The organism is Streptococcus merionis DSM 19192, from assembly GCF_000380085.1.
In the GTDB taxonomy this organism is placed as follows: Bacteria; Bacillota; Bacilli; order Lactobacillales; family Streptococcaceae; genus Streptococcus; species Streptococcus merionis.
In genome coordinates this window covers 1-26,896 of sequence record NZ_KB904542.1, presented here as the reverse complement: position 1 = coordinate 26,896, position 26,896 = coordinate 1, and the positions used below count along the sequence as shown (strand labels likewise).

Annotated in this window: 20 protein-coding genes; 15 read left to right on the top strand and 5 right to left on the bottom strand. The window is 42.9% G+C overall.

Going from position 1 to position 26,896, the window contains the following annotated elements; all coding sequences use genetic code 11:
• Nucleotides 1–263: 263 nt before the first annotated feature.
• The 5 genes from gltX (at nt 264) to trxA (ending at nt 4,836) form a co-directional block, all read left to right on the top strand.
• Nucleotides 264–1,724, top strand: a complete 1,461-nt coding sequence (gene gltX, locus A3I5_RS0104255) for a glutamate--tRNA ligase (RefSeq protein WP_026216919.1) — start codon at nt 264–266, stop codon at nt 1,722–1,724.
• A 164-nt stretch (nt 1,725–1,888) separates the two neighbouring features.
• On the top strand, nt 1,889–2,248 hold the full coding sequence (rnpA, locus tag A3I5_RS0104250) for a ribonuclease P protein component (protein WP_018373383.1): 360 nt from the start codon (nt 1,889–1,891) through the stop codon (nt 2,246–2,248).
• Nucleotides 2,232–3,056, top strand: coding sequence for a YidC/Oxa1 family membrane protein insertase (locus tag A3I5_RS0104245; protein ID WP_018373382.1), 825 nt, complete (start codon nt 2,232–2,234; stop codon nt 3,054–3,056). The genes rnpA and A3I5_RS0104245 overlap by 17 nt, the downstream gene beginning before the upstream one ends.
• Before the next feature lie 18 nt (nt 3,057–3,074).
• Nucleotides 3,075–4,052 (top strand): RNA-binding cell elongation regulator Jag/EloR, encoded by a 978-nt coding sequence (jag, locus tag A3I5_RS0104240; RefSeq protein WP_018373381.1) that lies wholly within the window; start codon nt 3,075–3,077, stop codon nt 4,050–4,052.
• 472 nt (nt 4,053–4,524) lie between these two features.
• The gene (gene trxA / locus A3I5_RS0104230) at nt 4,525–4,836 is read left to right on the top strand and encodes a thioredoxin (RefSeq protein WP_018373379.1); all 312 of its coding nucleotides are present in this window, start codon (nt 4,525–4,527) and stop codon (nt 4,834–4,836) included.
• Nucleotides 4,837–5,109: 273 nt separating this feature from the next.
• Here the strand turns inward: trxA and A3I5_RS0104225 are convergent, their stop codons facing one another.
• Nucleotides 5,110–6,654 (bottom strand): ATP-binding cassette domain-containing protein, encoded by a 1,545-nt coding sequence (locus A3I5_RS0104225; RefSeq protein ID WP_018373378.1) that lies wholly within the window; start codon nt 6,652–6,654, stop codon nt 5,110–5,112.
• A 616-nt stretch (nt 6,655–7,270) separates the two neighbouring features.
• Between A3I5_RS0104225 and A3I5_RS0104220 the strand changes: the two genes are divergently transcribed.
• Nucleotides 7,271–8,119 (top strand): mechanosensitive ion channel family protein, encoded by an 849-nt coding sequence (locus A3I5_RS0104220; protein WP_018373377.1) that lies wholly within the window; start codon nt 7,271–7,273, stop codon nt 8,117–8,119.
• Nucleotides 8,120–8,448: 329 nt separating this feature from the next.
• Here the strand turns inward: A3I5_RS0104220 and gdhA are convergent, their stop codons facing one another.
• On the bottom strand, nt 8,449–9,795 hold the full coding sequence (gene gdhA, locus A3I5_RS0104215) for an NADP-specific glutamate dehydrogenase (RefSeq protein WP_018373376.1): 1,347 nt from the start codon (nt 9,793–9,795) through the stop codon (nt 8,449–8,451).
• Between the two features lie 182 nt (nt 9,796–9,977).
• Between gdhA and A3I5_RS0104210 the strand changes: the two genes are divergently transcribed.
• From A3I5_RS0104210 to A3I5_RS0104190, 5 genes are all read left to right on the top strand, one after another.
• Nucleotides 9,978–10,913, top strand: coding sequence for a dihydroorotate oxidase (locus tag A3I5_RS0104210; protein ID WP_018373375.1), 936 nt, complete (start codon nt 9,978–9,980; stop codon nt 10,911–10,913).
• A gap of 1,459 nt (nt 10,914–12,372) precedes the next feature.
• Nucleotides 12,373–14,307, top strand: a complete 1,935-nt coding sequence (locus A3I5_RS0104205) for a beta-glucoside-specific PTS transporter subunit IIABC (RefSeq protein ID WP_018373374.1) — start codon at nt 12,373–12,375, stop codon at nt 14,305–14,307.
• Between the two features lie 81 nt (nt 14,308–14,388).
• A complete protein-coding gene (locus A3I5_RS0104200) occupies nt 14,389–15,876 on the top strand; it encodes a prolyl oligopeptidase family serine peptidase (RefSeq protein WP_018373373.1) in 1,488 nt (495 codons plus the stop codon).
• Nucleotides 15,877–15,885: 9 nt separating this feature from the next.
• Entirely contained in the window at nt 15,886–17,559 is a 1,674-nt protein-coding gene (locus A3I5_RS0104195) for a carboxylesterase family protein (RefSeq protein WP_018373372.1), read from the top strand.
• Nucleotides 17,560–17,893: 334 nt separating this feature from the next.
• The gene (locus A3I5_RS0104190) at nt 17,894–19,147 is read left to right on the top strand and encodes a CapA family protein (protein WP_018373371.1); all 1,254 of its coding nucleotides are present in this window, start codon (nt 17,894–17,896) and stop codon (nt 19,145–19,147) included.
• A 157-nt stretch (nt 19,148–19,304) separates the two neighbouring features.
• Here the strand turns inward: A3I5_RS0104190 and A3I5_RS11605 are convergent, their stop codons facing one another.
• From A3I5_RS11605 to A3I5_RS0104175, 3 genes are all read right to left on the bottom strand, one after another.
• Nucleotides 19,305–19,838, bottom strand: coding sequence for an RDD family protein (locus tag A3I5_RS11605; protein WP_018373370.1), 534 nt, complete (start codon nt 19,836–19,838; stop codon nt 19,305–19,307).
• Nucleotide 19,839: 1 nt separating this feature from the next.
• Nucleotides 19,840–20,853: a signal peptide peptidase SppA gene (gene sppA / locus A3I5_RS0104180; protein WP_018373369.1), complete on the bottom strand. Its 1,014-nt coding sequence runs from the start codon at nt 20,851–20,853 to the stop codon at nt 19,840–19,842.
• 449 nt (nt 20,854–21,302) lie between these two features.
• Nucleotides 21,303–22,208, bottom strand: a complete 906-nt coding sequence (locus A3I5_RS0104175; protein ID WP_018373368.1) for an AraC family transcriptional regulator — start codon at nt 22,206–22,208, stop codon at nt 21,303–21,305.
• Between the two features lie 669 nt (nt 22,209–22,877).
• On the opposite strand from A3I5_RS0104175, the gene A3I5_RS0104170 reads away from it, so the two are divergent.
• From A3I5_RS0104170 to A3I5_RS0104155, 4 genes are all read left to right on the top strand, one after another.
• Complete coding sequence (locus A3I5_RS0104170) at nt 22,878–24,317, top strand: glycoside hydrolase family 1 protein (protein ID WP_018373367.1); 1,440 nt, start codon at nt 22,878–22,880, stop codon at nt 24,315–24,317.
• 24 nt (nt 24,318–24,341) lie between these two features.
• Nucleotides 24,342–24,725 carry a VOC family protein gene (locus tag A3I5_RS0104165; protein WP_018373366.1) on the top strand — a complete coding sequence of 128 codons (384 nt, stop codon included), beginning with the start codon at nt 24,342–24,344 and terminating at the stop codon, nt 24,723–24,725.
• Between the two features lie 278 nt (nt 24,726–25,003).
• Entirely contained in the window at nt 25,004–26,485 is a 1,482-nt protein-coding gene (locus A3I5_RS0104160; protein ID WP_018373365.1) for a family 1 glycosylhydrolase, read from the top strand.
• Between the two features lie 202 nt (nt 26,486–26,687).
• Nucleotides 26,688–26,896: helix-turn-helix domain-containing protein (locus A3I5_RS0104155; RefSeq protein WP_018372921.1), on the top strand; the 209-nt coding region annotated here is incomplete at its 3' end.

Genomic DNA, 26,896 nt, shown 5'->3' with positions numbered 1-26,896 from the left:
GACAAGGAATAGCATTAGAGGAAGCGTCTTATACTATTTGAAAATCAAAAGGCTACATCGTCAACTCGTCTTGTCTATTTTTGATTGTCTTTGAGAATTAGACTTTATTCCATCGTAAAAACACGTTTCACACTAACTGACACTTTCAAGAAATAAGAGGCTGAAACAGATCATTATACGTTTGTGAAAAAGTGGAAGCAACTGTCCACAATACTAGGAATTGTGCTATAATAGGAATGATTGAAAACAAACAGGAGATGAATATGACCAAGACAATTCGTGTGCGTTACGCACCAAGTCCAACTGGACTTTTGCATATCGGGAATGCCCGTACAGCTCTTTTTAACTACCTCTATGCTCGCCATCATGGCGGAACTTTCCTCATTCGTATTGAAGACACCGACCGCAAGCGCCATGTCGAGGATGGTGAACGGTCTCAACTAGAAAATCTGCGTTGGTTAGGGATTGATTGGGATGAAAGTCCAGAAACTCACGCCAACTACCGCCAATCAGAACGCTTGGAGCTTTATCAAAAGTACATTGATCAACTTCTGGCTGAAGGCAAGGCTTACAAGTCTTATGTGACCGAGGAAGAGTTGGCAGCAGAGCGCGAACGTCAGGAAAAAGCTGGTGAAACACCGCGCTACATCAACGAATTTTTGGGCATGTCAGAAGATGAAAAAGCAGCCTATATCGCTGAGCGTGAGGCAGCTGGTATCGTACCAACTGTGCGTTTAGCGGTTAATGAAGCAGGAATCTATAAGTGGAACGACATGGTCAAGGGAGAGATCACTTTTGAGGGCGCCAATATCGGTGGCGACTGGGTGATCCAGAAAAAAGATGGTTACCCAACCTATAACTTTGCTGTGGTAGTTGATGATCATGACATGCAGATTTCTCATGTGATTCGCGGGGATGACCACATCGCCAATACCCCCAAACAACTGATGGTTTATGAAGCTTTGGGCTGGGAAGCGCCAGAGTTCGGTCACATGACCCTTATCATCAACTCTGAGACTGGGAAAAAACTATCCAAACGCGACATCAATACCCTGCAATTTATCGAAGATTACCGCCAAAAGGGCTACCTGCCTGAGGCTATCTTTAACTTCATCGCTCTTCTTGGTTGGAATCCTGGTGGAGAAGATGAGATTTTCTCTCGTGAACAATTGATTGCGCTTTTTGATGAAAATCGCCTCAGCAAATCTCCAGCCGCCTTTGACCAGAAAAAACTGGATTGGATGAGCAATGATTACATCAAAAATGCCGATCTTGACAAGATTTTTGCCCTTTGCAAGCCTTACTTGGAAGAAGCAGGACGTTTGACGGACAAGGCTGAAAAATTAGTGGAACTTTACAAACCTCAGATGACTTCTGCTGATGAAATCGTCCCATTGACAGACCTTTTCTTCTCAGACTTCCCAGAGCTGGGCGAAGCAGAGCGTGAAGTCATGGCTGCTGAGACTGTGCCAACAGTCTTGGAAGCCTTTAAAGCCAACTTAGAGGCCATGTCTGACGAGGACTTCTTGCCAGAAAATATCTCGCCACAAATCAAGGCTGTCCAAAAAGAGACTGGGATTAAGGGAAAAAACCTCTTCATGCCAATCCGTATTGCTGTTTCAGGAGAAATGCACGGACCTGAGTTGCCAAATACGATTTACCTCTTGGGGCGTGAGAAATCAATCAAGCATATTGACCAAGTGATAGAAGAGCTCAAACGTTAAGAAAATATAGAGAAGCTTTCTTGGTTAAACGCTGAGTTCATCGACAAGCAACTGTAGATAAAATTTAATCGAAATACCATAAAAAGCTAAGAATTTGTAAGGATTCTTGGCTTTTTTGTAAAATGTGTTATAATAATAAGGTAATTAGGAGATGGAGGATCTTTTTGAGAAAGAGTTATCGTATCAAACGTGAAAAAGATTTTTCAACTATTTTCAAGCAAGGGCAAAATGTTGCCAATCGAAAATTTGTCCTCTATCGTTTGGATAAAGAACAAGCGCACTTTCGAGTTGGCTTGTCAGTCAGCAAAAAGCTAGGCAACGCTGTTGTTAGAAACCGTGTAAAACGACTGATGCGGCATGTTTTAATCAATCATCGCCAGCAGATTAAGGCTGAGGATTTTGTCTTGATTGCCCGCAAAGGGGTGGAAGAGTTGAACTACCATGAAGTTGAAAAGAATCTGTTGCATATTTTGAGATTAGCTAATTTATACCAAGAAGGAAGAGATTGTGAAACGAACGACTAAACTAACCAGCTTACTGATAGCAAGTATTCTATTTTTGTCAGCCTGTGCGCGAACGCCAGTCAGTCAACCACCTATAACGAGCGAAACACCCGGTCTTTGGAACCAATTCGTCTATTATTTTGCAGAAGCCGTTCGTTTTTTGAGTTTTGGTGGCAGTATTGGCATCGGGATCATTCTTTTTACGATTATCATTCGGACTGTTCTTCTTCCTCTTTTTAAAGTTCAGATGGCCTCGACTCGGAAAATGCAGGACTTGCAACCTCAAATCAAAGCTTTAAGGGAAAAGTATCCAAGTCGTGATGACATGGTTTTGCTTAATGAAGAGACGCAAAGGCTTTACAAAGAAGCTGGTGTCAGACCGATGGCCTCTATGATTCCCCTTTTTATTCAGATGCCTATTCTGATTGCGCTTTTCCAAGCACTTAGCCGAGTAGAGTTTCTGAGAACAGGTCATTTTCTTTGGCTCAATCTTAGCCAGCAAGACCCTTATTATATCTTGCCTGTTTTAGCGGCAATCTTTACTTTTTTAAGTTCCTGGCTAAGCAATAAGGCTCAAATTGAGAAAAACGGAATGATGATGGTTATGACTTATGCCATGCCAGTTATGATTTTCTTCTTTGCTGTAACAGCTTCAAGCGGGGTAGCCCTCTATTGGACAGTCAGCAATGCCTACCAAGTTTTCCAAACGCTTCTTCTTAACAATCCTTTTAAAATTATTGCTGAGCGCGAAGAGAAGGTTCGGAAAGAAAAAGAGCGTCAGGCCAAAATTCGCCGTGCTCAGAAGAAAGCTACTAAAAAAAGAAAATAATAGACTAGGAGAATTCTTATGTTATTCACAGGAAATTCAGTAGAAGAGGCTATCCAAGCAGGCCTTGGGCAACTCCAGATTCCACGTCACAAAGCGCACATCACCGTTATTGCGCGTGAAAAGAAGGGATTTCTTGGTTTTGGAAAAAAGCCAGCCCAAGTAGAAGTTGAAGCAATCAACGAAACCACGGTTCAAAAGGCAAATCAACAGGCTGTTCGCGGTGTTCCAGAAGAAATAAACGCTCAAAACGAGCCTGTTAAGAGTGTTAGTGAGGAGACTGTTGACCTCAGTCGTGTCGTATCAGCTGTCAAAAAAGCTGAGCAAGACGGCACAGCAATTGGTGATGAAATCAAGGCTGAGATTTTGAAGAATGAAAAATCTGCAACAACAATCCTTGAAGAAACAGGGAAAGCTGATATTCTAAATGAAAAACCGCAGCAACCTCAGTCGTCAGAGACAAGTGCTATCCATCGCGAAGCTGGCGAAGAAACAGGTTTTGACCAAATGGGTATTCCTGTTGAGCCAACTTACAAGGTGGAAACTGTTGCTGCTGAGGTATCGTCCTACCTTCAGTCCATTTTAGATGGTATGGATGTGGAAGCTGAGTTGGATATCACTCACAATCATCGCTCAATCAGTGTCCAAGTAGAAACAAATGAACCAGGGCGCGTCATCGGTTATCACGGTAAAGTGCTCAAGTCTCTCCAGCTTTTAGGACAAAACTATATCTATAACAATTACGCTAAAAATTTCTATATCACAGTCAATGTTAATGACTATGCAGAACACCGTGCAGAAGTCTTGCAGGGATATGCTCAAAAAGTTGTGGATAAGGTTTTAGAGACAGGCTCTGCCTACCACACAGACCCCATGTCTAACAACGAGCGCAAAATGATCCACCGTATCGTTTCCAAGATTGCTGGTGTTACATCGTACTCAGAGGGCAACGAACCGCATCGTTATGTGGTTATTGATGTTGATGGTCAAGATTTTTAATAATTTTTCAACGCCTTGGTTCAGGTGAATCAGGAGTGAAATAATTTCATTTCAGCCAAGATGGGTTAAAAGATAATGGGTTAAAAGATAATTCTATTTTGAGAAGCTATTATCTTAATCTTACCTCTTTAAGTATCATAATCAAAAATACAGTAGGACACACAAAAAGTGGTCATCAACTCAAAGTTGGTAACCACTTTTTATTATAATACTATTTAAAGATCATCTTGAGAAAGCTGTAAGAAAATCCAGTTAGTATACTGATGATAAACCATTTGGCTTTTGGATGCTTTGATTTGAAATTTTTTGAAGACATAGTGTTACCTCTTGGGATATGTTTTTGCTCTTTCAGAAAAACTAGGAGAAGTTTTTCCTCATATCTTTGTCCTGTTTCGCCACCGTAGCAGAATTCGGACAAAAGTGTTCTTTTAGTGTACAATGGCAGTAGATAAAGCATTTAAAGGAGAACTATATGCAAGCAGTAACAGATGCGACATTTGCGCAAGAAACCGCTGAAGGTTTGGTTTTGATTGATTTTTGGGCGACTTGGTGTGGGCCATGTCGTATGCAGGCACCGATCTTGGAGCAATTATCAACAGAATTTGATGAGTCAGACCTCAAGATTGTCAAGATGGATGTGGATGAAAATCCATCTACTGCTCGTGAATTTGGTATCATGAGTATTCCGACCCTCATGTTCAAAAAAGATGGCCAAGTTGTTAAACAAGTTGCAGGTGTACACACCAAAGACCAACTCAAAGCCATTATTGCTGAGATTGGTTAGTCAAGATGAAACCCTTCAGGTTAGCCTGAAGGGCTTTGTGTTTTAAGGATAGTTATTCAAAAATGGCATGTCGTCTGGTAGATCTTTTTGAAGCAAAGAAATATCAATTTTGATTCAATAGAGTTCCAGAGGTCAAAAGCTAGCATCTGCATTGCTAGGAGAGGGACTTTAATTCGGCAGATTATTTTTTGATCATCAAGGGCATTTTTTGAAAAGTGGTGAGTAGTGGAAAAAGTAACTTTGAATGAACCTGTTGAACGGAGAAACCTGTTTTTAGTCTAAGCTATCAACATCTATCAGTCCATCTTTTCTGATTTCGTAGTAACGGTCACAAACTTCTCTTAAGAAAAGTCGGTCGTGAGAAACAGCCAAGATAGCTCCTGGGAATTGGGCAAAGAGTTGGCGGAGTTCTGGTTGAGAGGTGGGAGAGATATTTCGGCTAGGCTCGTCCAACAAGAGGACTTGAGGTTGCGCTAAGACAAGGTTTAAAAGTAGTAGCTTAGCACGTTGACCACCGGAGAGCTGGGCGATGGGGTGTCTGGCTTCCTCTCGTGTGAAATTCAGTAGTGCCAAATGGCTGAGAATGCGGGTCTCCTGACTCAGCTCACCGCTCGGATTGAGGAAGTGTAGAGGCGTCTGACTGACATCCAGCAAACTGTCGTAGTCCTGTGGCATGTAAGCGATTTTGAGATCGGGTTTTCTTTTGAGTTGGTTAAAAATGGTTTTTAACAAGGTTGACTTGCCAATACCATTGCGACCAATTATTCCAATTTTGTCCTGTCCTTTTACAGTTAGGGAAATCCCTTGGGAGAGGTTTTTATCGTCAATCGTAAGCTCAAAATTTTCCAAGCGTACAACGGTTTTGGAGGCTGGCAGAGGGGCAATCCCATCAAAGTGTAGGTTGATGGCTTCTTCTTTAATCGGTATTTCTGTCAGTTCTTGGGCTTCTCGTTGATAGCGTTTCTCATGGGAGAGAATATTTTTCATTTTCTTAGCTAAGAGACGGCCTAGAAAATCGTTTTTAGTCGTTCGCAGCTGGTGTTCCAGAATTTGCTTTTGCCTACGATTTTCGGCCAAGCTAGCCTCATGTTCAGTCCGCTCTTTCTTGGCCCGTTTCATATCACGGTGGTAACTCTGGTCACGCTGATCTTTGTAGTTTTCATAATCCAGATTTTGAACCTGGCTTCTGGCTTCAGCTCTCTTTTTTATCCGCTCCAAATGGATCAGTTTGTTGGCGGTCTGGGAGAGAAGAGCTTCATCGTGGGAGACAAAGATAATGGTCTGATTGCTTTCTTGGATAAAAGTTTCCAGCCAGAGAAGGGTTTGTAAATCCAGATCATTGGACGGTTCATCTAGGAAAATAACCTCAGCTTCGCTGGCTAATTTCTTAATCAATTGCACTTTCAACATTTCCCCACCAGAAAGGCTACCTAGGAGTTGGTCAGTCGCGAAACGGTCGCTGTCAAAGTCAAGTTCAGCGGCAAAGCGGTAGAGTTTGGTATAATCAAGAAAGGTCTCGTTATCGCCGAAAATATAGGCATTGAGTGTCAGCTGACGTTCAGATTTAGGCAGGCTTTGGGGCAGGTAGGCGAAACTAGAGAAGTGGCGACTTACGGTACCAGAGCAACTAGCGTAGCTGTTGATGTCCTCTGGAGTCATGAAAGCCTTGAGCAAGGTCGTCTTACCGTTGCCTTCCTCGCCAATCAGGGCAACCTTGTCGCCACGGTTAATGGTCACGGTCAAGTCTTTAACCAGATCTTTAAGATCTTTGAGATGAGTGATGGTCAAATCTTGGGTTTGGATAATTGTTTGGGTCATAGCGTTCTCCTTTGAAACGATAAAAAGGCCTTTACTGAATAGCAAAGACCTAGAATCCTCCGAAATACACTAAAACAACCCTAAAAGAGCATGATTTAATCTCAGAAAAATAGAAGCACACACCAAAAATCTTTTCTATCCAGTATAACTGCTAAAAAAGATTAATTGCGCATGTCTCCTGTACCTCCGATTGATTTATCCCTAGTGTAGCACAATAGGTTGCCCTTTGTCAAATGCTTTTTTCTTAAGTTGTTATGTCAAGGGCAGGGAGAAAATTGTTTTAGAAACCTTACATATTTATAGGTAATCTTCAAAGGTTAGTGCTAGGGTAAAGTTATGGTTGTCTGTCTCGGTTTCATTCTAGAATTGATTGTGACAGGTGTTTGGCGATGCCACTGGGGAAACCATGACCGCCTAGCTTAGGGCACATTGTCTCAACGTTCAGTCTGACGATTTTTGCCTTTATGAATCGTTATTATGGTGAACGGTGTTTTGAGCTTCTATTTGGGCAAAAAGAAAAAATCTTATCCAGAGGTCGAGGGATGTCGGATAAGATGCGTAGTATCGCCTTTTTTATTTTTTTGATATAATGGTTGACAGCGAAGAAAGGAAATCCATGCTAACGTTTTTTGAAAAATACCTATCACAATTTGATTTTGACGCTTTATTGATGGAAGCCTTCTCTAAAATCATTTCCCTGATCTTATTGATGCTTGTTTTTTACATCTTGAAGAAAGTCCTTCATGTGACTGTTCAGAAAATCATCAAGCCCTCTGTCAAATGGACGAATAATGATGCCAATCGTCAGCGGACCTTGACCCGTCTGATTGAAAACACACTTAATTATGTCCTGTATTTCTTTCTCTTTTATTGGGTCTTGAGTATTATTGGGCTGCCGGTATCTAGCCTATTGGCAGGAGCTGGGATTGCTGGGGTGGCTATAGGACTTGGAGCGCAAGGCTTTTTATCTGATCTGGTCAATGGCTTCTTTATCATGTTGGAGCATCAGTTAGATGTCGGAGATTTTGTCACCTTGACCAATGGCTCCATTAAGTTGTCGGGTAAGGTGTATAGTGTGGGGATCCGAACGACTCAGGTTCGAGATTCTGATGGAACGCTGCACTTTATTCCCAATCGCAATATCCTTGTTGTCAGTAACCAATCCCGTGGCGACATGCGTGTCCAAGTGGATTTGCCGCTGCCAGTAAATGTTGATTTGGAAAAAGTATACAGTATTTTGGAGAAAGTAAATGCTGAATTGGTGCCTGATTTCCCTGCTATCACCCAAGCACCAACTATTTTAGGACCACAGCCCTCTGTGACTGGTCAGATGGTATTGCGCATTCATCTCTTTGTGGAAAATGGTCAGCAGTCTGCTACTTATCAAGCTGTGTATATCCGCTACCAAGAAGCTCTGAAAGAAGCAGGAATCGAGTTTGTTGCCCAACCCTATACTTGGAAATAAGAGCTACGAGCTCTTTTTTGAATCTGTATTCACAGAATAGAAGCGATATTGTTGACACGGAGAGAAAGTAATTTCCTGTCTGTGATATGTACCAAAAACTCAGATACAAATGCTAACCAGAGGGCTGCACAGGGACTAGAGGGCATACTTAATGGTTAGGATAAAGGTCCATGAAAGGGCTTCGCTCACCGTTTTTCTAGTTAAATCTGGTGGTCATTTTTGATCAGTAGAGCAGTAGTTTTACTGATCCGAACTATTGTGAATTGTTTTTTACAATCAAAAATAAAGGACTGAACGTGAGCCAGTCCCGATTTTTATCTCATAAAGATTTAAACCACGCCTTGGATGATCATGGCGTCAGCAACTTTTTCAAAGGCTGCGATATTAGCACCTGCTAGATAGTCGCGTCCTAGGTCGTAGGTTTCAGCGGTTTCTTTTGCTGTTGCAAAGATATTCGCCATAATGTCTTTGAGGCGATTGTCAACTTCTTCGCTGGTCCAGGACAAACGTTGGCTGTTTTGGCTCATTTCAAGAGCGGATACAGCAACTCCGCCAGCATTGGCAGCCTTAGCTGGGCCATAAAGGATACCGTTATCTCGATAAATTGTAATAGCAGAAAGGTCAGAAGGCATATTAGCTCCCTCAGCAACTGCGTAAACACCATTTTTAATGAGACGCTCGGCCTTTTCACTGTCAATTTCATTTTGTGTGGCGCATGGGAGGGCAATATCCGCAGCACCCTCATAGTTCCAAACAGAGCCTTCAAAGTATTGAGCGGTTGATTTTTCAGCAGCGTATTCAGTCAAGCGAGCACGGCGTTTTTCTTTGATGTCAACAAGGAGGTCAAAGTCAATACCTGTCTCATCAATGACGTAACCATTAGAATCGGAAACAGAGATGACCTTGGCGCCCAATTCCTGTGCTTTTTGGACAGCGAATTGAGCTACATTCCCAGAACCTGAAATCAAGACAGTCTGGTTATTGAAGGACTTACCGTTAGCCTTGAGCATTTCATCTGTGAAGTAGACGAGACCGTAGCCTGTTGCTTCTGGACGGATCAGAGAGCCACCAAAGGCGAGAGGTTTACCAGTTAAGACGCCAGCGTCAAATTGGCGGAGACGCTTGTATTGACCAAACATATAACCAATCTCACGTCCGCCAACACCGATGTCACCGGCAGGAACGTCAAGTGAAGGGCCGATGTGCTTGTGCAGCTCGGTCATAAAACTTTGGACGAAGTTCATAACTTCACGGTCCGTCTTGCCTTTAGGATCAAAGTCCGACCCGCCTTTACCACCGCCGATTGGTAGACCAGTCAAGACGTTTTTGTAGATTTGTTCAAATCCGAGGAATTTAAGAATGGACTGGTTTACAGTTGGGTGAAAGCGAAGACCGCCCTTATACGGACCAACTGCTGAGTTAAATTGAACACGATAGCCACGATTGACCTGCACTTTGCCGTTTTTATCGGTCCAAGGCACGCGAAAACTGATGACGCGTTCAGGCTCAACGATGCGCTCTAAAATATTCTCTTCAATATACTCAGGATGTTTTTCAATGACAGGTTCAAGAGTGTCAAAGAGCTCTTCAACAGCTTGAAGAAATTCGGTTTCGTGTGGGTTGCGTGCCTTTACAGTGGCAAAGGCTTGTTCAATATATGCTTTAGCAGTTGTCATGGTGTCTCCTTAATTAATCTGATGGTAAATTATATCACACGAAAGAGCATCTGTCAATAAATGTTTGAAATTTTCAGAAAACTGCGAAATCCGAATGTTTTTATCTATGTATAGAGTTTCTAAGATAAAAAGCAGTTTATTTTGCTATACTATTAAAAAATAAAAGCAACGATGGAGGCAATATGGTTTCAACAGCATCACAGATAGGACCGTTTCATTTTGATAATGTGTTGATGAACGCAGCGGGTGTTTACTGCATGACCCGTGAGGAACTAGAAGCGGTTAGGCATTCTGCAGCGGGGACCTTTGTCACAAAGACTGCAACTTTAGAAGCACGGGCAGGCAATCCTGAACCGCGTTATCAAGAGGTACCACTTGGCTCTATCAACTCCATGGGGCTTCCCAACCAAGGGTTGGATTACTATTTGGAATATCTCCTAGAGTTACAAGAGACTGTGCCTGAAAAGACGTATTTCCTATCTTTGGTGGGGCTGTCTCCTGATGAGACTCATACGATTCTCAAGAAAGTGCAGGCATCTAGCTATAATGGCCTTGTTGAGCTTAACTTATCCTGTCCTAATGTACCTGGCAAACCTCAGATTGCCTATGATTTTGAGACGACAGAGCATCTCTTGACAGAAGTCTTCTCTTATTTTACAAAGCCGCTTGGTGTGAAGTTGCCTCCGTACTTTGACATCGTGCATTTTGATCAGGCAGCGGCTGTTTTTAATCAATTTCCGTTGACCTTTGTCAATTGTGTCAATTCTATTGGAAATGGGCTATATCTTGAGGAGGAGACTGTCTCAATCAAGCCTAAGCAAGGTTTTGGAGGTCTCGGTGGTCAATATATCAAACCAACTGCCTTAGCTAATGTTCATGCCTTTTACCAGCGCCTTAAGCCTGAAATTCAGATTATCGGAACTGGTGGTGTCTTGACTGGACGCGATGCCTTTGAACACATTCTTTGTGGTGCCAGCATGGTTCAAATTGGGACCCAATTGCAGAAAGAAGGCGTTGGCATTTTTGAGCGCGTGACGGCTGAGTTGCAGGCCATCATGGCTGAGAAAGGTTATCAAACTATTGAAGATTTCCGCGGGAAGTTGAAATATATCGATTAATCTGCAGGGTGGTTCATTTTGCAGATGGTTGATGTGATAGCTTCGTTACAATACGGCTGAGCCTAGCCTTTGCACAATTGAGTGGGCTGTAATAGTTGATACAATCGCGGATTAGGGCTCACTCGGCAGTAGTTCATTGGCGTTAAAGCACCTAATGACCTGTGCAGGGATAAGACGGAGTTGGTATCGTCAACAAGCCTTGCTTTAAAACCTCAGCGTCTCGTTCTATAATATCAAGATTTGTAATAGAACTTACCACAGCTAAGCGTTTAAACGGTTCAGGGAAACACCACGAGTAGAAACATCTTAACAAACAAGTCACAAATTGTTTGGGAAGACTGAGTTAAAGGTACATATTTTTCTAAAATCATTTTAGTTATTTGCAAAAAAATTTTAAAAAAATATGTAAAATCGTTGACTTTTGAAAACGTTTACGCTATAATAAAACCATAAAGAAGAATATCTCAATTCAAAGTACACGAGTGAGGTTATTCTGGCCTAGGCAAATGTAAAATTTTCGAGAACAGCTAGGACTTTGGTGGCGACGGTTGCCATAACTCTAACGGTTCTTTCGCACAACGTATTTATTGGAGGTATGCAAATGCTCAAGATGAATATGAGTCGGTACAAAAACGGCGACAACTAGAGTTTAAAAAATAAGTTTTCTTATGGAGTAACTCAGGTTATCGCAACGTTGAAAAAATCTAGATTTGTTAAAGGAATGCGCAAGCATTTTACCAAAAGGAGCAGACGACAGGGTCTGTCATGGAGGTAACAAGATTAATCAAGAAAAAAGTTATAGCCAATAGCGTGTAGCATCTACCATAGCGTGTCATTCTAGGAAGAATAGCGAAAGATAATTGTGAGATTGTAGATAAGCTACCATGAAAGAGTGTTTAATCTAGAAAAAACCTTAGGTGAAAGATAAGGTTTGAAGTATAGTTAAGTTATCGTTCGTCGATTCGGCTTATAAGAAAAATTAAATATGCAGGAGGGGTCAGGGCAAGAGCTCTGGCCTCTTAGATTTTTTCATCACAAGGAATGCGTCTGGCACTGCCATTTTTTATTATTGCTAGCAGGGACATGATCGTTTGAAAACTTGCAGTGTCTAGGGCAGAACTGCAATTGTAATGCCATCTTTGCACAATTTTTTTAAAAAAGTTTTTAAAACCGCTTGCATTATTTTTAAAATGTGATAGAATAAGTTCATGGATTGTTACTGGTTATGCAGGCAAAACCTAAGTAAATGTGAAATAATACTCTGCTTTTTGAGGGTTCTCAAAAGGTGTGTTGTTTGACGTTTATTTAGGTTTTTCTTTTGTTTCTTAGACATGGTACCACTAAGAAGCCAGTATCACTCAGACTCTTTGAAAATTCAAGGGATACACGGTCGATGTACGTCGGGTTTCTTTGGTTTTTATGGAGTCACCATCAAAAAAATATTTAAGGGGAGTATCTCATGGCTAAATACACTGAATTAGCAGAAGATATTGTTGCTCACGTCGGGGGCAAAGAAAACATTAAAGACTTGAAACATTGTATCACTCGTTTGCGTTTCACATTGAAAGATGAAAACCTTGCAGACACAGAATACTTGAAAAATCATGACGGTGTCGTTACTGTTGTAAAAGCCGGTGGTCAGTACCAAGTTGTTATTGGAAATCACGTACCAGAAGTTTATGCTGAAGTGACTCAAGTTGCTGGCTTAGCTGGAGGTGGTAGCCTTGATATTGATGAAGGTGATGTAGCGCAGGGAAATCTTTTTGATAAGTTTGTTGCTCTTATTTCAGGTATTTTCCAGCCTTTCCTTGGGCCATTAGCAGCTGCAGGGATTGTTAAAGGTATTGTAGCTATCTTGGCTGCAACTTTGGGCTGGAATTCAACCAACAGTGCACTATATGCTATCTTAGAAGCTGCAGGTGATGGTTTCTTCCAATTCTTGCCACTTTTGATTGCCTTGACTTCTGCTCGTAAATTCCGCATGAACGAGTTTACAGCCCTTGCGATTGGTGCAGCTTTGGTTTATCCAACATTGCCTGGAACAGTTACAGCCCTTAAGGAAGCTGGTCTTGATAATGTTTTGGGCATTCCGTTTGCTCTTCCGGCATCAGGAAGTTACCTGCAAACTGTTATGCCAGTTATCTTGGCTGTTTGGGTGGCTTCGCATATTGAGAGATATTTCCGCAAGATTACTCCAGATGTTGTGAAACTCTTTGTAGTTCCATTCTTTACGATTCTTCTGACTGTTCCACTGACTTTCTTGGTTGTAGGTCCGGTGGCCAATATTGCTTCTGATATGCTTTCAGCTGCCTTTACAGCTGTCATGAACTTTAGCCCTCTTCTTTATGGACTTTTGCTCGGTGGTTTATGGCAAGTGATGGTTATGTTCGGTCTTCACTGGGCACTCGTGCCACTTGCAATCTTGCAATTCTCACAAAATGGTTGGACAGATATTTTGCTTGCGGCATCTCTTCCAAACTTCACACAGACAGGTGTCTTGGCAGCGATTATGCTTAAGACTAAGGAACAAAAGGTGAAGTCAATTTCCGCTCCAGCTTTGATTTCTTCTATCTTTGGTGTGACTGAACCAGCAATCTACGGTGTAACTCTTCCGATGAAAACACCATTTTATATTTCATGTGCTGTTTCAGCTTTGGTTGGTGCTGGTCTATCTTTCTTTGATGTCAAGGGATATGCCTTCGGTGCACTTGGAATTTTCCAATACCCAGGTTATGTTGGTCCTGACACTGGACTTATGCCTATGTGGATTATGGTTGGCTTCACGGTTGTTGCTATTGTGGCATCATTTGCGATCCAAATGCTTGTTCCAGTTCCGACATTGTTTGGCGGTGCACCAGTGGAGGCTTCTGAAAAAAAGCCTAGTGCTGAAGCGGTAGCTTCTGTAGCTGCTGTGGAAGCGACTGATACCGTTTCAGAGACTTCTTCTGTTTTGGCTAGCCCATTGACAGGTGAAGTCGTAGCCCTTGCAGATGTGAAAGACCCAGTCTTCTCATCAGGTGCTATGGGACAAGGTATTGCCATCGAGCCAAGTGTTGGTGAAGTGGTTGCACCAGCAAATGCGACGGTAAGTCTTCTATTCCCAACAAATCATGCTATTGGTTTGCAACTTGATAACGGTGCGGAGCTTTTGATTCACATCGGTATGGATACGGTTGAATTGGACGGCAAAGGCTTCACAGCTCATGTGAAACAAGGTGACCGTGTCACTCTTGGACAACCTTTGGTATCCTTTGATATTTCAACGATCCAAGAAGCAGGTTTTCCTGTAACAACACCGATCATCGTTACGAATACAGCGGACTTTGCTAGTGTCACAGCAACTGCAACAGGTGCTGTAACAGCTGGTCAAGACTTGCTGGAAATTCTCAAATAGCAATTCTATAAAGGCATGCTGATAAGTGTGCCTTTATGAATGACATAAAATGTAAGCGATTACTAATCTGTGGAGGTTATGATGAAAGTAAAATGGAAATATTTGTTAATAGCAACTGCAGTTTTAGCTTTGGTAGCCTGTTCGACCCGAGGAAAAAGAGAGACAGCGAGTGGAGCGACTATCTCTGATGCTAAGATTGAAGTGTCGGGCTATGAGTGGGGACCATCCGTTTCTGGGGTTATTGTGGAATTATCCGAGAACGTTTCTGCTCTCTCTCCTGATGGGCTGACAGTTTTGACCGCGGGTGTTAAACGCACAGTCAAAGATGCCTATTTATCAGACGAAAAAGGCCAAAAAGTTGATGGTCCAAGCCAATTTGCCAAGCTAGACCTAGACGTTACCTATACCTTTGGTGGCAAGGACAATACTTCACCGTTCTTCTTTAACCTGAAAACCATGATGAATGAATGGGCGGCTGAATACCCTGTTCAAATCAAAGGCTTAGCTATCGGTAATAAGAGTCTTGACTTTGAGACAGATGCTATCAAAAAGCGTGTCATGAATGACACAGCTGCTTTCAATGTGCGCGGTGAGCACAAAGGAACTTATGCCAATCCATTGGCAGGAACGACTGAAGAGCTGGCTCTTCAATATGCGGCTTATGAGCCAGAAAAGCTGAGAAAATCAGATGCTAAAAGCCCACTGATCATATGGCTCCATGGCCAAGGCGAGGGTGGCACTGATATTGACATCACCCTCTTGGGCAATGAGGTGACGGCTTTGACACGTGAAAATATTCAACAGTATTACACAGCTACGGGCGATACATCTGAAAAAGGGGCTTACGTTCTAGCGGTACAGACACCAACTTACTGGATGGATGAAGGAGACGGCAGCAATGGTGGCGGTGCTGGTAAATCTCGCTATACAGAAGTCTTGATGGATACCATCGAAGCTTATGTGGCTAGCAATCCAGATATTGACAGGAATCGTATCTATCTCGGTGGCTGTTCAAATGGTGGCTACATGACGATGAACATGGTTGTAGAGTATCCGGGTTACTTTGCTGCAGCTTATCCGCTTGCAGAGGCTTATTCTTTTTATGATTATCAGCGTAATGCTGACGGTACCTATGCCAAAGAAGAGAGCAGTGATGGAACAACTTCTAGCTTCATTCCGACTGGTCAAACCTTTATCACAGAGGATAAGATTGAAAAGCTGAAAAATTTGCCACTGTGGTTTGTGATGTCGGCTGATGACCAAGTTGTTTTGCCAGAACGGTATGTTTTGCCAACTTATCAAGCTTTGGTACAAGCAGGGGCAAAAAATGCTTGGTTATCCTATTACGAAACGGTTCAGGGTCAGGACATCCCTGAGAATCAATATTTGGGGCACTGGTCATGGTTATATTTCTTTAACGATCAGGTGACAGGTGTGCAGGATGTGGAGCAGGTGAAATCCGCCAGTGATCTGGCATCAGTCTACACGCCAAGTAACGCTGATCATGGTGGTACCTCTAAAGCCAGCCATGCCACGATCTTTGAATGGATGAATGCTCAGAGCAAATAGGAGATGAATATGAAGGCACTACACTATCTACTAGGCCTTATCGGCCTATCAGTCTTGGTTGCCTGCGGGCAAGAAAGCACAAAACCAGCTAAAACCACCTTTAATCAGGAAGTAACTCAGACTATTGAAGCTGGTAAGGTCAGGGGACAAAAAGATAACGAAAATAAAGCTATTGAATGGCTAGGAATTCCGTATGCGCAGGTCACTGAGCGCTGGACAGCACCAAAAGCGATTGATCAGTGGTCAGAGACTTTTGATGCGACGACCTACGGTGAGTCAGCGCTTCAGTTGTCAAATGGTGAGGTCAAGGGAGTTGAAAATGCCCTCAACCTTGATGTCATACGTCCTGACACAGACGCGACAGACTTGCCTGTCATGGTCTTTGTCCACGGCGGCAACAATCAAACTGGAACGGCTCAAGAAATCAAAGGAAACACCTTTGTCAATGCCCTCAATGCGGTCTATGTATCGGTTAATTACCGTTTAGGAGCTCTTGGCTTTAATCCGCTTCCTGCTCTGAAAACGGGCAGTGATGCGGAAAATTCTGGCAACTACACTCTGTTAGACTTGGCAGCTGCCTTAGATTGGGTTAAAGCTAACATTAAATCTTTTGGTGGTGATGCGAATAATGTGACACTGGTCGGTTTTTCTGCTGGTGGTCGTGATGTTATGGCAACCTTGATTTCACCGATTTTCAAGGATAAGTATGCCAAGGCAATCTCTTTCAGTGGTGGAATGACCTTGGCAGATGAAAAAGAGAGCCAGAAGATCTTTGCCAAAGCCTTTGCCTCACTGGTGGTGGAAGACAAGGTCAAGGCTAACGAGAAAGAAGCTATCAACTGGCTCTTGTCTGACGATGCAGCAGTCGCTGACTATTTACATGGTCTTAAAGCAGAGCGCTTAGCCCCTCTCATGGGCAGTGCTGGCATCCGCATGTCTGTCTTTCCGCATCTCTATAAGGATGGGCATGTTTTGCCTAAAACTGGTTTTGACGGTGCGACCTTTAACGATGTGCCCCTGCTCCTCGTGACTGGTACCAGCGAATTTTCGCTCTTTACCGCCTTTGACACCTATTTTATGGAAGATTACATGGCTGGCAAGTTGGCTGAAAATGAAAGTAAGATGTCAGAGTTTCTTTATGCTCGAAATTACGGTGGAGACTTTTACCGTCTGTCAAATGGTGTGGAAAGTGCCCGTATGCTAGATGGTCAGTACACTTCTGAAATTTATATCGGTCAGATTGCTTATGGGGAAAACGCTGATGTGACACCGACGCTTGCACGAGGACTATCTGCTTTCCACGGCGTTTTTGAACCCCTACTTCAGACACCCTCTAATTATGCTACTTTGATTGGCGAGGATTTCTATAACGATGGGCAAGTAGCATTGGCTACAGCTTTCAAAGGCTATTTAAAATCGTTTATCGCAACTGGCAAACCAGGCGATGACTGGTCTGCATGGATAGCTGATAAGCAAGAGGTTCTCAGGCTTGATGCTGACAAGTCGTCAGCTAAGATTAAGATGTCCACAGATAAGGAAACAGCCAAAGGCGTTATTGCTAAGATGGAAGCTGATGACAGCTTGACAGCTGAGCAAAAGAAAGTCCTCAACGAACAGGTTCTCAATGGACGCTGGTTCAGCGAACCGTTGGATAATGCAACCTTCAATTATCTAACAAAGTAAAAGATAGAGCTGAGCAAACACTCTAAAACTAGTAAACTGCATGAAGACTTCGGCGAATAACCGTTGATTTCATGCAGTTTTAATTTGACCAAGAGATGAGAGTATAGTGGCACGCCAATATATTTAAGTTTCAGTAAATCAAAACGAATGGCAGTCCTTTCAAGTGTAAAAGGTGTACAGGCCATGGTTTTTGTTTTCTGATTGTTATTGATATTTGGCTGTATCGTTCTTGATATGACAGATTTTACAGTATCTACAGCGTTTTCAAAATTTAGGTGCAAACTGTTTGTAAATCTGATAAAATAGATGTAAGAAAAGATTAGGAGATACTGCTATGTCAGATTTACGCCGTCAAAAGAGGTCACGCAATGAGTCTAAACTCATTTTGTTAGGTTTACTAACCGCTTTTGTTTTAGTTGGTTTTACGTTCTTGTTTCATCAGTGGCAGAAGGACAGTGTTCGTTTTAGAGGGCATTCTGAGACTGAAAAGACCACTTCTGTAACAGAGACTGATGAGAAAAAGACCGCACGTGTTATGGCTCACGGCGACCTTCTCTACCATGACATCATTTACATGTCTGCCCGTCAAGCAGACGGTAGCTATGATTTTACCAATAATTTTGAATACGTGAAACCTTGGTTTGATCAAGCAGACTTGGTCATCGGTGACTTTGAAGGGACGATTTCTGCGGAGCTACCTCTAGCTGGATACCCGCTTTTTAATGCACCAGCTGAGGTTGTAACAGCTATCAAGGCTGCTGGTTATGATGTTATGGATTTAGCCCACAATCATATTTTAGATTCTTACCTGTCGGGGTTAGTCTCGACTGCCCGATCTTTTACGGATGTTGGGATTGATACGGTTGGTGTCTACCCAGAAGGCAATCGCTCTTCTGCACCGCTATTGATCAAAGAAGTCAACGGCATAAAAATAGCCATCTTAGCTTATGCTTATGGCTTTAATGGGATGGAGGGCAATTTGTCAGCTGAAGAGCAGGCTAACTACCTATCTAATCTTGACGAAGCTCAGATGAAAAAAGAACTCGAAGCAGCAGAAACTGCGGCGGATGTGACAATTGTCATGCCCCAAATGGGTGTGGAATACAGCTTGGAGCCGACTCAGGAGCAGGTCGACCTCTACCACAAGATGGTGGAGTGGGGAGCGGATGTCGTTTTTGGCGGTCATCCACATGTAGCAGAGCCTTCTGAGACAGTGGAAAAAGACGGAGAGCAAAAGCTCATCATCTATTCTATGGGGAATTTTATCTCCAATCAACGCATGGAAACCATGGAGGGGGTTACGAATTACCAGTGGACTGAACGTGGGGTCTTGATGGATGTAACCTTTGAGAAAAAGGGAGATAAGACGACGATTAAGACGGCAAAAGCCCATCCTACCTGGGTTAATCGTACTCCAAATGGCGGTTATTCGCCAGAAGGTTACGAACTTTACAATTATCAGACCCTCATCTTAGAAGATTTCATTCAAGGTGGCAAACACCGTGACAAGCTGGATGCTAATACTCAGGCACGGATCGACACCGCTTATACCGAGATGAATGACTTGATGGGACTGCACTGGGAGTAAGAGGGTTTGGCTGGCATATCTAGAGTGTAAAAAATCGAGGTTGAGACTTTGTATCTCAACCCGATTTTTAGTTTTTAGGGTGCATGTGTTTCCTCATCTTATACTTCAAAACTATTGGTATACTGAAGAATTTTGAAGACATTATTTAGTCACTTGATTAGATAGGGTTGGTAACTTCTGGAGCATCTGTTGGTGCTGTCTCTGGAAGTACGATATGGCCTTGTGCTGCTTGATTGAAGTAGTCCACTTGTTTGAGGTTGATGACTACGGTGTCGCATAGCATATCCATCAGATGTTGACGATGGCGAGTAAAGACCAAAGTCACCGCAACGATTGGCAGGAAGTGGAGAATGGTTCGACCTGCTAATTCACGAACAAGCAAGGTTTTGAGGTCGGCTTCCCCAGTTTTAAAGTTAATCACTTTGAGATTAAGCAAGTACTTGCCGACAGTTTGTCCTTTAAAGTAGACCATGGTACCAGTAAAGTAAGCCAGAAGAATGAGAAGCTTAATCAAGGTATACCACCAATGTCCTGTAGCATCAGCAGGTGCTACAAAGTGATGAACCGTCAAATTGAGCAGGATTTTGGTAATCGCGCCAACCAGCAGACTATCTATTAGAAAAGCACCAAATCGAATCCAGAAACCGCCAAAGACCTGTTTAGGCCATTTTTTGAGAGGGAGTTGTTCCATATTAGAAACCTCCTTGCATGCGGTACTCTAGTTTCATGTCATCAAGTGATTCAAGTTTGTCAATCATTTGGTTCAGTTGCGAAGCAGGTGTGTCATCTGAGTTCAGACCGAGCTTTCCTAGGAAACTTGGAAAGAGTTTACCAAATCCCATATCGTTAGAAGTATAGGTAAAGACTTGTGCATCGGCTAAATCATGATCATCACGCAGGGCTTGGAGAGCGTCTTTTTCATAGCCAATCTCGTCAATAAGCCCAACAGCTTTAGCTTGGCTTCCACTGTAAATACGGCCATCTGCTAATTTGCGAACCTCGTCCTCAGACATTCCACGGCCTTCAACGACAACATCAACAAAACGCTGGTAAGATTCATCAATATAAGTTTGGAGAACTTGACGTTCTTCGTCGGTTATGTCACGAGAAGCAGAAAGAATATCTTTCATGGCTCCTGATTTGAAGACTTCCTGTTTGACACCGAGTTTTTCAAAAAGGCCTTTGGTATTATAAGAACTCATGATAACCCCGATAGATCCTGTGGTTGTTTCATTAGCTGCAAAGACTTTTTCGGCCAACATGGAGAGGTAGTAGCCACCGCTTGTTGCAACGCTACCCATGGACGCATAGACAGGAATCTTGGTTTCGGCCTGAATTTCTTTCATGCGGTCATAGACTTCGCGTGTCGCATAGACTCCACCACCTGGAGAGTCAATACTGAGTAGCACTGCCTTGATGGAAGAATCTTTCTTGATTTTGTCAATTGATGCTAAGATACGATCGTGGAAATATTGACCATCTTCAGTACCGATAGTTCCCTTAACGGGAATGACCAGAATTCGACTGAGCGTGCTGCCTTCTTCCACCACCTCTTCGTGTAGGTCAGTGTTTAAGCCAAAAAGTTGGTTGATCGTAGTCGCACTAGTGTTCTCTTCAATCTCACTCTTCTTAGGTGATGAGCTAAAGAGTGATGTTAGCAGAACAAGTCCTGCAATTCCGATTACAATACCTTTTTTCTTATCCATAAAATCTCCTTAGTTATAAGATACAAAGGGCGTCAAAAAATGCGATGGAAAATGGCGGTAAGTCAGTCATCTTTGATGACGTAGACGCACCCCGACCATGACGACTAGGTTTTTCACAGATGAAATCAAAGAAAATCCAGACGTCTACGGTTCTAGTCAGATGAGGCCAATTTAGCATTTTAGCCCGTGTTCAGTTAGTTAAGATATGAGGCCGTGAAAAAATACGATGAAAAATGAGGAAACAGACGACAAGTCACAAGACTTGAGGAAGTTTTCGAATTTTACCGAGCATTTTAGGCCGAATTCAATTAAAAGCTACAAAGTTAGACTTTGCACCGCAACAGTTAACTGTATGACTGTAATATAACATATTTGATGACTAAAGTCAATCGTTTTCAGACAGTTGTTGCATTGTTTACTATTCAACAGGTGACACTGCTGTGTTTGCCTCACTCCTTGTTCGCTGCTTTGAGGCGTTTAGCCTTGCGGTATTGACTTGGTGTTTGCTGATAATATTTGCGGAATTGTCGGTTAAAATTAGAGAGATTGTTAAACCCGACTTCCTCTGCAATTCTTAAAACAGGCTTCACCGAATGTTTGAGCTCTTGTGTGGCCATGTGGAGGCGATGTTGGATGACGAAGTCCATAGCAGAGGTACCAGTTTGACTCTTGAAAAAAGTCATGAAATGGGTCTCACTGTAATTAGCTTGCTCCGCCAGCTCAGCAATCGTCAAGGGTCGGGTGTAGTTGCGCTGGATAAACTCGATGATAGCTCGAATTTTTTCGTTTTTCCGGTAAAAATCATCTGTCATTTTTTGACGGACATAATTGTGCTTGTAGGCGGTGTAAATAAAATGGCTGAGTAAGGATTTGAGTTCTAATTCGTAGAATTCAGGTTTGTCCTTTTCAAGGGAGATGATATTTTCCAGCGTAGCACGCAGATCTTCATAACCTGAATCAGCTGGCTGAATCCTCATGACAAACTTAGAAGAGGCATTTTGCAGAGGTTGCAAAAGGTGGATACCGGCCTGATCCATCTGAGAGGCGCCTAGAAAGTCCAAATGGACCATGATACTATCGGTGACATGCCCTTGGTTAGCAATCGGGTGAATCGAGTGGAGGCCATTAGGTCTGATGAGAATAATATCTTCTGCTTTGCTTTCAAAGCGGTCATAATCGATATGAAAATTAGCCGTTCCTTCGCGGACGAGTATAATCTCCATTTCGGGATGCCAATGAAAGAGGATATCGGGAATGCCGTTTTTGACCTCCGTGTGTTTCATAGTAACAGGCAAGAGTCTGTTTTGGTGTTGAACAGCTTGCTTATAGTCTTGGATCAATTCTTGAACGGCCATGAGAGCTCCTTGCTTGATGGTAGAAATTTTTCTTTAGGAAGAGATGGTTCAACGCTTTTTGATATTTCAGTAGTTGAACGCCTGCTAAAATCCTCGGTAATAGTTACAAATGACTTTGGAGTCAAGCAATTCTAAAATGCTTTGCTTATTCTCCGATAGATTTCTAAACACGCTTTGTATCCTGTATACTATAATAGTATCAGTTTTTAAGAGAATAGGCCAAGAAAAAGGTACGGGATTAGGGTATAATCATAATGATAGTGTATAAGCCTAGGTTTTAGGTTTAATCATTTTTACACTTCACTTTTAACTAACTGAACACGGGCTAAAATGCTCGGTAAAATGCGTGAGTTCCCTTGAGTCTTCGGACTCATTGGTCACTCCCTTATTTTCCAACGCATTTCTATACGCCCTCATATCTTGTATAACTGAATTCGGCCTAAAATCCTCGATAAAATTTGAAAACTTCCTCAAGTCTTGGGACTTGTCGTCTGTTTTCTCATTTTTCATCGGATTTTTTTCACGGCCTCATATCTTAATCAACTGAACACGCCCTAAAAAGCTTGATAAAATTCAAAAATTTCCTAGAGCCTACAGGCTCGTTGTCAATTTTTTCATTTTTCAACGCTTTTCTTAACGGGCTTTGTATCTTAAAATAAGGAGAAAAACATGACTTATACATTTCCAAAAGACTTCCTCTGGGGAGGAGCGACAGCTGCGAACCAATTTGAAGGAGCATATAATATTGATGGTAAAGGACTTTCTGTTCAGGATGTGACACCGCAAGGCGGGATTCCTGCTAAACCAGGAGATCGTAATCCCTTAATCACTGAAGTGCCAACTGAGGACAATCTCAAGCTTGAAGGGATTGATTTTTACCACCGCTACAAGGAAGATATCGCCCTTTTTGCAGAAATGGGCTTCAAGGTTTTTCGACTGTCCATTGCGTGGTCGCGGATTTTCCCGAATGGAGATGAGCTGGAGCCAAATGAGGCTGGTTTAGCTTTTTACGATAAGGTGTTTGATGAGCTGGATAAGTACGGTATTGAGCCTTTGGTGACGCTATCTCACTATGAGACACCGCTTCATCTGACTCGTAAATACAATGGCTGGGCTAGTCGTGACTTGATAGGTTTTTACGAGCGCTATGTCCGTACGGTCTTTACGCGTTACAAGGACAAGGTGAAGTATTGGTTGACTTTCAATGAAGTCAACTCAGTTCTTCATGCGCCATTCATGTCTGGTGGGATTGCAACACCTGTTGAGGAATTGTCTAAGCAGGATCTCTACCAAGCGGTTCACCATGAGTTAGTAGCGTCAGCTTTGGCAACGAAAGTCGCCCATGAAATCAATCCAGACTTCATGGTCGGCTGTATGGTGATTGCTATGCCAGCTTACCCAATGTCAGCTAACCCACTGGATCAATTAGCGGTGCGTGATTTTGAGAACCAAAACTATCTCTTCTCAGATATTCATGCACGCGGGAAATATCCGAACTACATCAAGCGTTTCTTTAAGGAAAATGACATTGAAATTGATTTTGCTGAAGGAGATGCGGAGCTCTTGGCCGAGCATACGGTGGACTTCATTTCCTTCTCGTACTATATGTCTGTCGCTCAGGCGCATAACCCAGAAGCCTATGAAACAGGTAAGGGCAATATCCTAGGCGGCATTTCCAATCCATTCTTAGAAGCATCTGAGTGGGGCTGGCAAATTGACCCTGTTGGTCTGCGTTTAGTCTTGAATGATTTTTACGATCGCTACCAATTGCCACTCTTTATCGTGGAAAATGGTCTAGGTGCTAAGGATGTCTTGGTTGATGGTCCAGATGGCCCAACGGTAGAAGATGATTACCGTATTGACTACCTGCAAAAGCACTTGGTGCAAGTTGGCGAAGCGTTGCAAGACGGTGTCGAATTGCTGGGCTACACAACTTGGGGCTGTATTGACTTGGTATCTGCGTCAACAGCCCAGCTCAGCAAGCGCTACGGTTTTATCTACGTTGATCGTAATGATGATGGGACAGGCACTCTGGCCCGCTATAAGAAAAAATCCTTCAATTGGTATAAGGAAGTCATTGCCACCGATGGTGCAAGTCTTTATAAGTAGGTCAAGTAAATCTAGGGAGTTTTGATGAAAATTGAACACGCTGCGCTTTACGTGCGAGATTTAGAAGCGACCAAAGTCTTCTTTGAGACCTATTTTGGAGCTCAAGCTGGAGACAAATACCACAATCAGAAAACGAGTTTTCAATCCTATTTTCTGACGTTTGATTCTGGTGCGCGTCTTGAAATTATGACGCGGGAAGACTTGGTGGATTTACCAAAAGAGCTGACCCGCGTCGGCTTTGCCCATCTGGCCTTTAGCTTAGGTAGCAAGGAAGCGGTTGATCAGCTGACGGACCGCCTGCTGGCCGATGGTTTCCAGCATATCAGTGGACCGCGTGTCACTGGCGATGGCTACTACGAATCTTGCATTTTAGACGCCGAAGGCAATCAGATTGAATTGACGGTTTAATTGATCTCTCTATGGACAGTTTGTTTTCAGAAGATTTTATCGGCATCATGCTATAGTACCAGTTATTCGTAGAATAGCATGCGAAAAGCAGGAAAAATCATGGTATAATGACAGAAAAGAGATACTTTAGTGGCAGGTATTCCCTGTCTGGTAAGCAAAGTGTCAATTGAACTTGGCCTAAATTCTCAGTGAAAATTTGTAAAGATTTCAGCTTTATTGCTTTCTTGTTTTCATGCGGGATTTTAAAGGGTCGTATATCTTACATAAAGGAGAACATCATGTCAACATTTCCTAAACATTTCCTCTGGGGTGGTGCGATTGCTGCCAACCAAGCAGAAGGAGCTTACAATGAAGATGGTCGCGGTCTGGTTCAGACTGATGTAACAACTGGCGGAACCAAGAATAGCCCGCGTTTTACAACCTATATTGATAAGGACGGTAAACCTGGCAAGTACGCTTCCATGGGGCATATGGGTGGCCATTTGCCAGAAGGAGCTGAGTATGCTGTTTTGGATACAGAATATTATCCAAATCACAAGGCGGTTGATTTCTACCATCGTTATAAGGAGGACATCAAACTTTTTGCTGAGATGGGCTACTCCGTCTTTCGTCTGTCTATTTCTTGGGCACGGATTTTTCCAAATGGAGATGACGCAGAGCCAAATCAAGCTGGTCTTGATTTCTACCGTAGCGTCTTTGAAGAATGCCGCAAATATGGTATTGAGCCCTTAGTATCTATCTGGCATTTCGATACACCTCTGTCCTTAGAAACTCGCTTTGATGGCTGGAACAACCGTAGATTAGTCGATTTTTATGTCCGTTACTGCGAAGTGATTTTCAAAGAATACAAGGACTTGGTTAAATACTGGCTGACCTTCAACGAAATTAACAACACGATCATGTTCTTGGATATGTTCGGTGAACAGCCAGATGAGGCTTATCAGTCAGCCTATCAGCAGTTGCACCATCAGTTTGTCGCGTCAGCTAAGGCTGTTAAATTAGGTCGTGCCATCAATCCAGATTTCATGTTTGGTAATATGATTTGCGGTATTACTTTCTATCCAGGCTCTAGCGATCCAGCAGACATCTTGCTCAACGAGCATGCTTGGCAGCAAAATATCTTCTATTGTGGAGATGTACAGGCCAAAGGTCGCTATGGCTCGTATGCTAAACGCCTCTGGGATGCCCACAATGTCACTATCCAGATGGAAGAAGGAGACTTGGAAGTCTTGGCAGAAGGCATGGTTGACATGTATACCTTCTCTTACTACATGTCAACAGTGATTACGACCCACGAGGTGGACGACAAGGTTTCTGGAAACTTCTCTGTCGGAGCACGCAATCCGTATTTGACCTATTCTGACTGGGGTTGGGCACAGGATCCGACCGGCCTTCAGTACTATCTGGAAAAAATCTATGACCGCTATGAAGTTCCTCTCATGGTTGTAGAAAATGGTCTTGGTGCTTTTGACACTGTTGAAGAAGACGGCTCTATCCATGACGACTACCGTATTGACTACCATCGCGCCCATATCAAGGCGATGGCGGATGCTATTGCAAACGGCGTTGACCTAATTGCCTACACCACTTGGGGCTGTATCGACATCGTCTCTGCTGGTACGGGTGAAATGCGCAAACGCTACGGTTTTATCTATGTGGATATGGACGATGAGGGCAAGGGCACTATGGAACGTACACCAAAAGCTTCCTTCCACTGGTATAAGAAAGTAATTGCCTCAAATGGTGAGGACTTAGATTAGGAATGCAAATGAAAACAGCCTGGTTGGGCTGTTTTTGTGTTTGCTTTCTATCTTACTAGCCAAGGTTATTTTTTGCCATCAACTCCGCCATGGTTTCGGCGCTTTCTTGCATACCACGCGCCACCCACTCATCAATCCAGCCAAAAGTGCCGTAGCTGCTATACTTCTTTAGATTTTAGATAGTATATGATATACTGATTTTATGACATACGAATTAGATTTTAGAAAACGCGTCATTGCTTACGTTCAGGAAGGACATACCAAAAAGGAAACGAGTAAGTTATTTGGAATTAGTCCCAATACCCTCTATCTCTGGGAAAAACAACTCAGAGAGTTGAATAGCTTAGAATGTCAGCCCCGTAAGCGTAAACCATTCAAAATACCGCTGGAAAAGTTGGAACAATTTGTTCA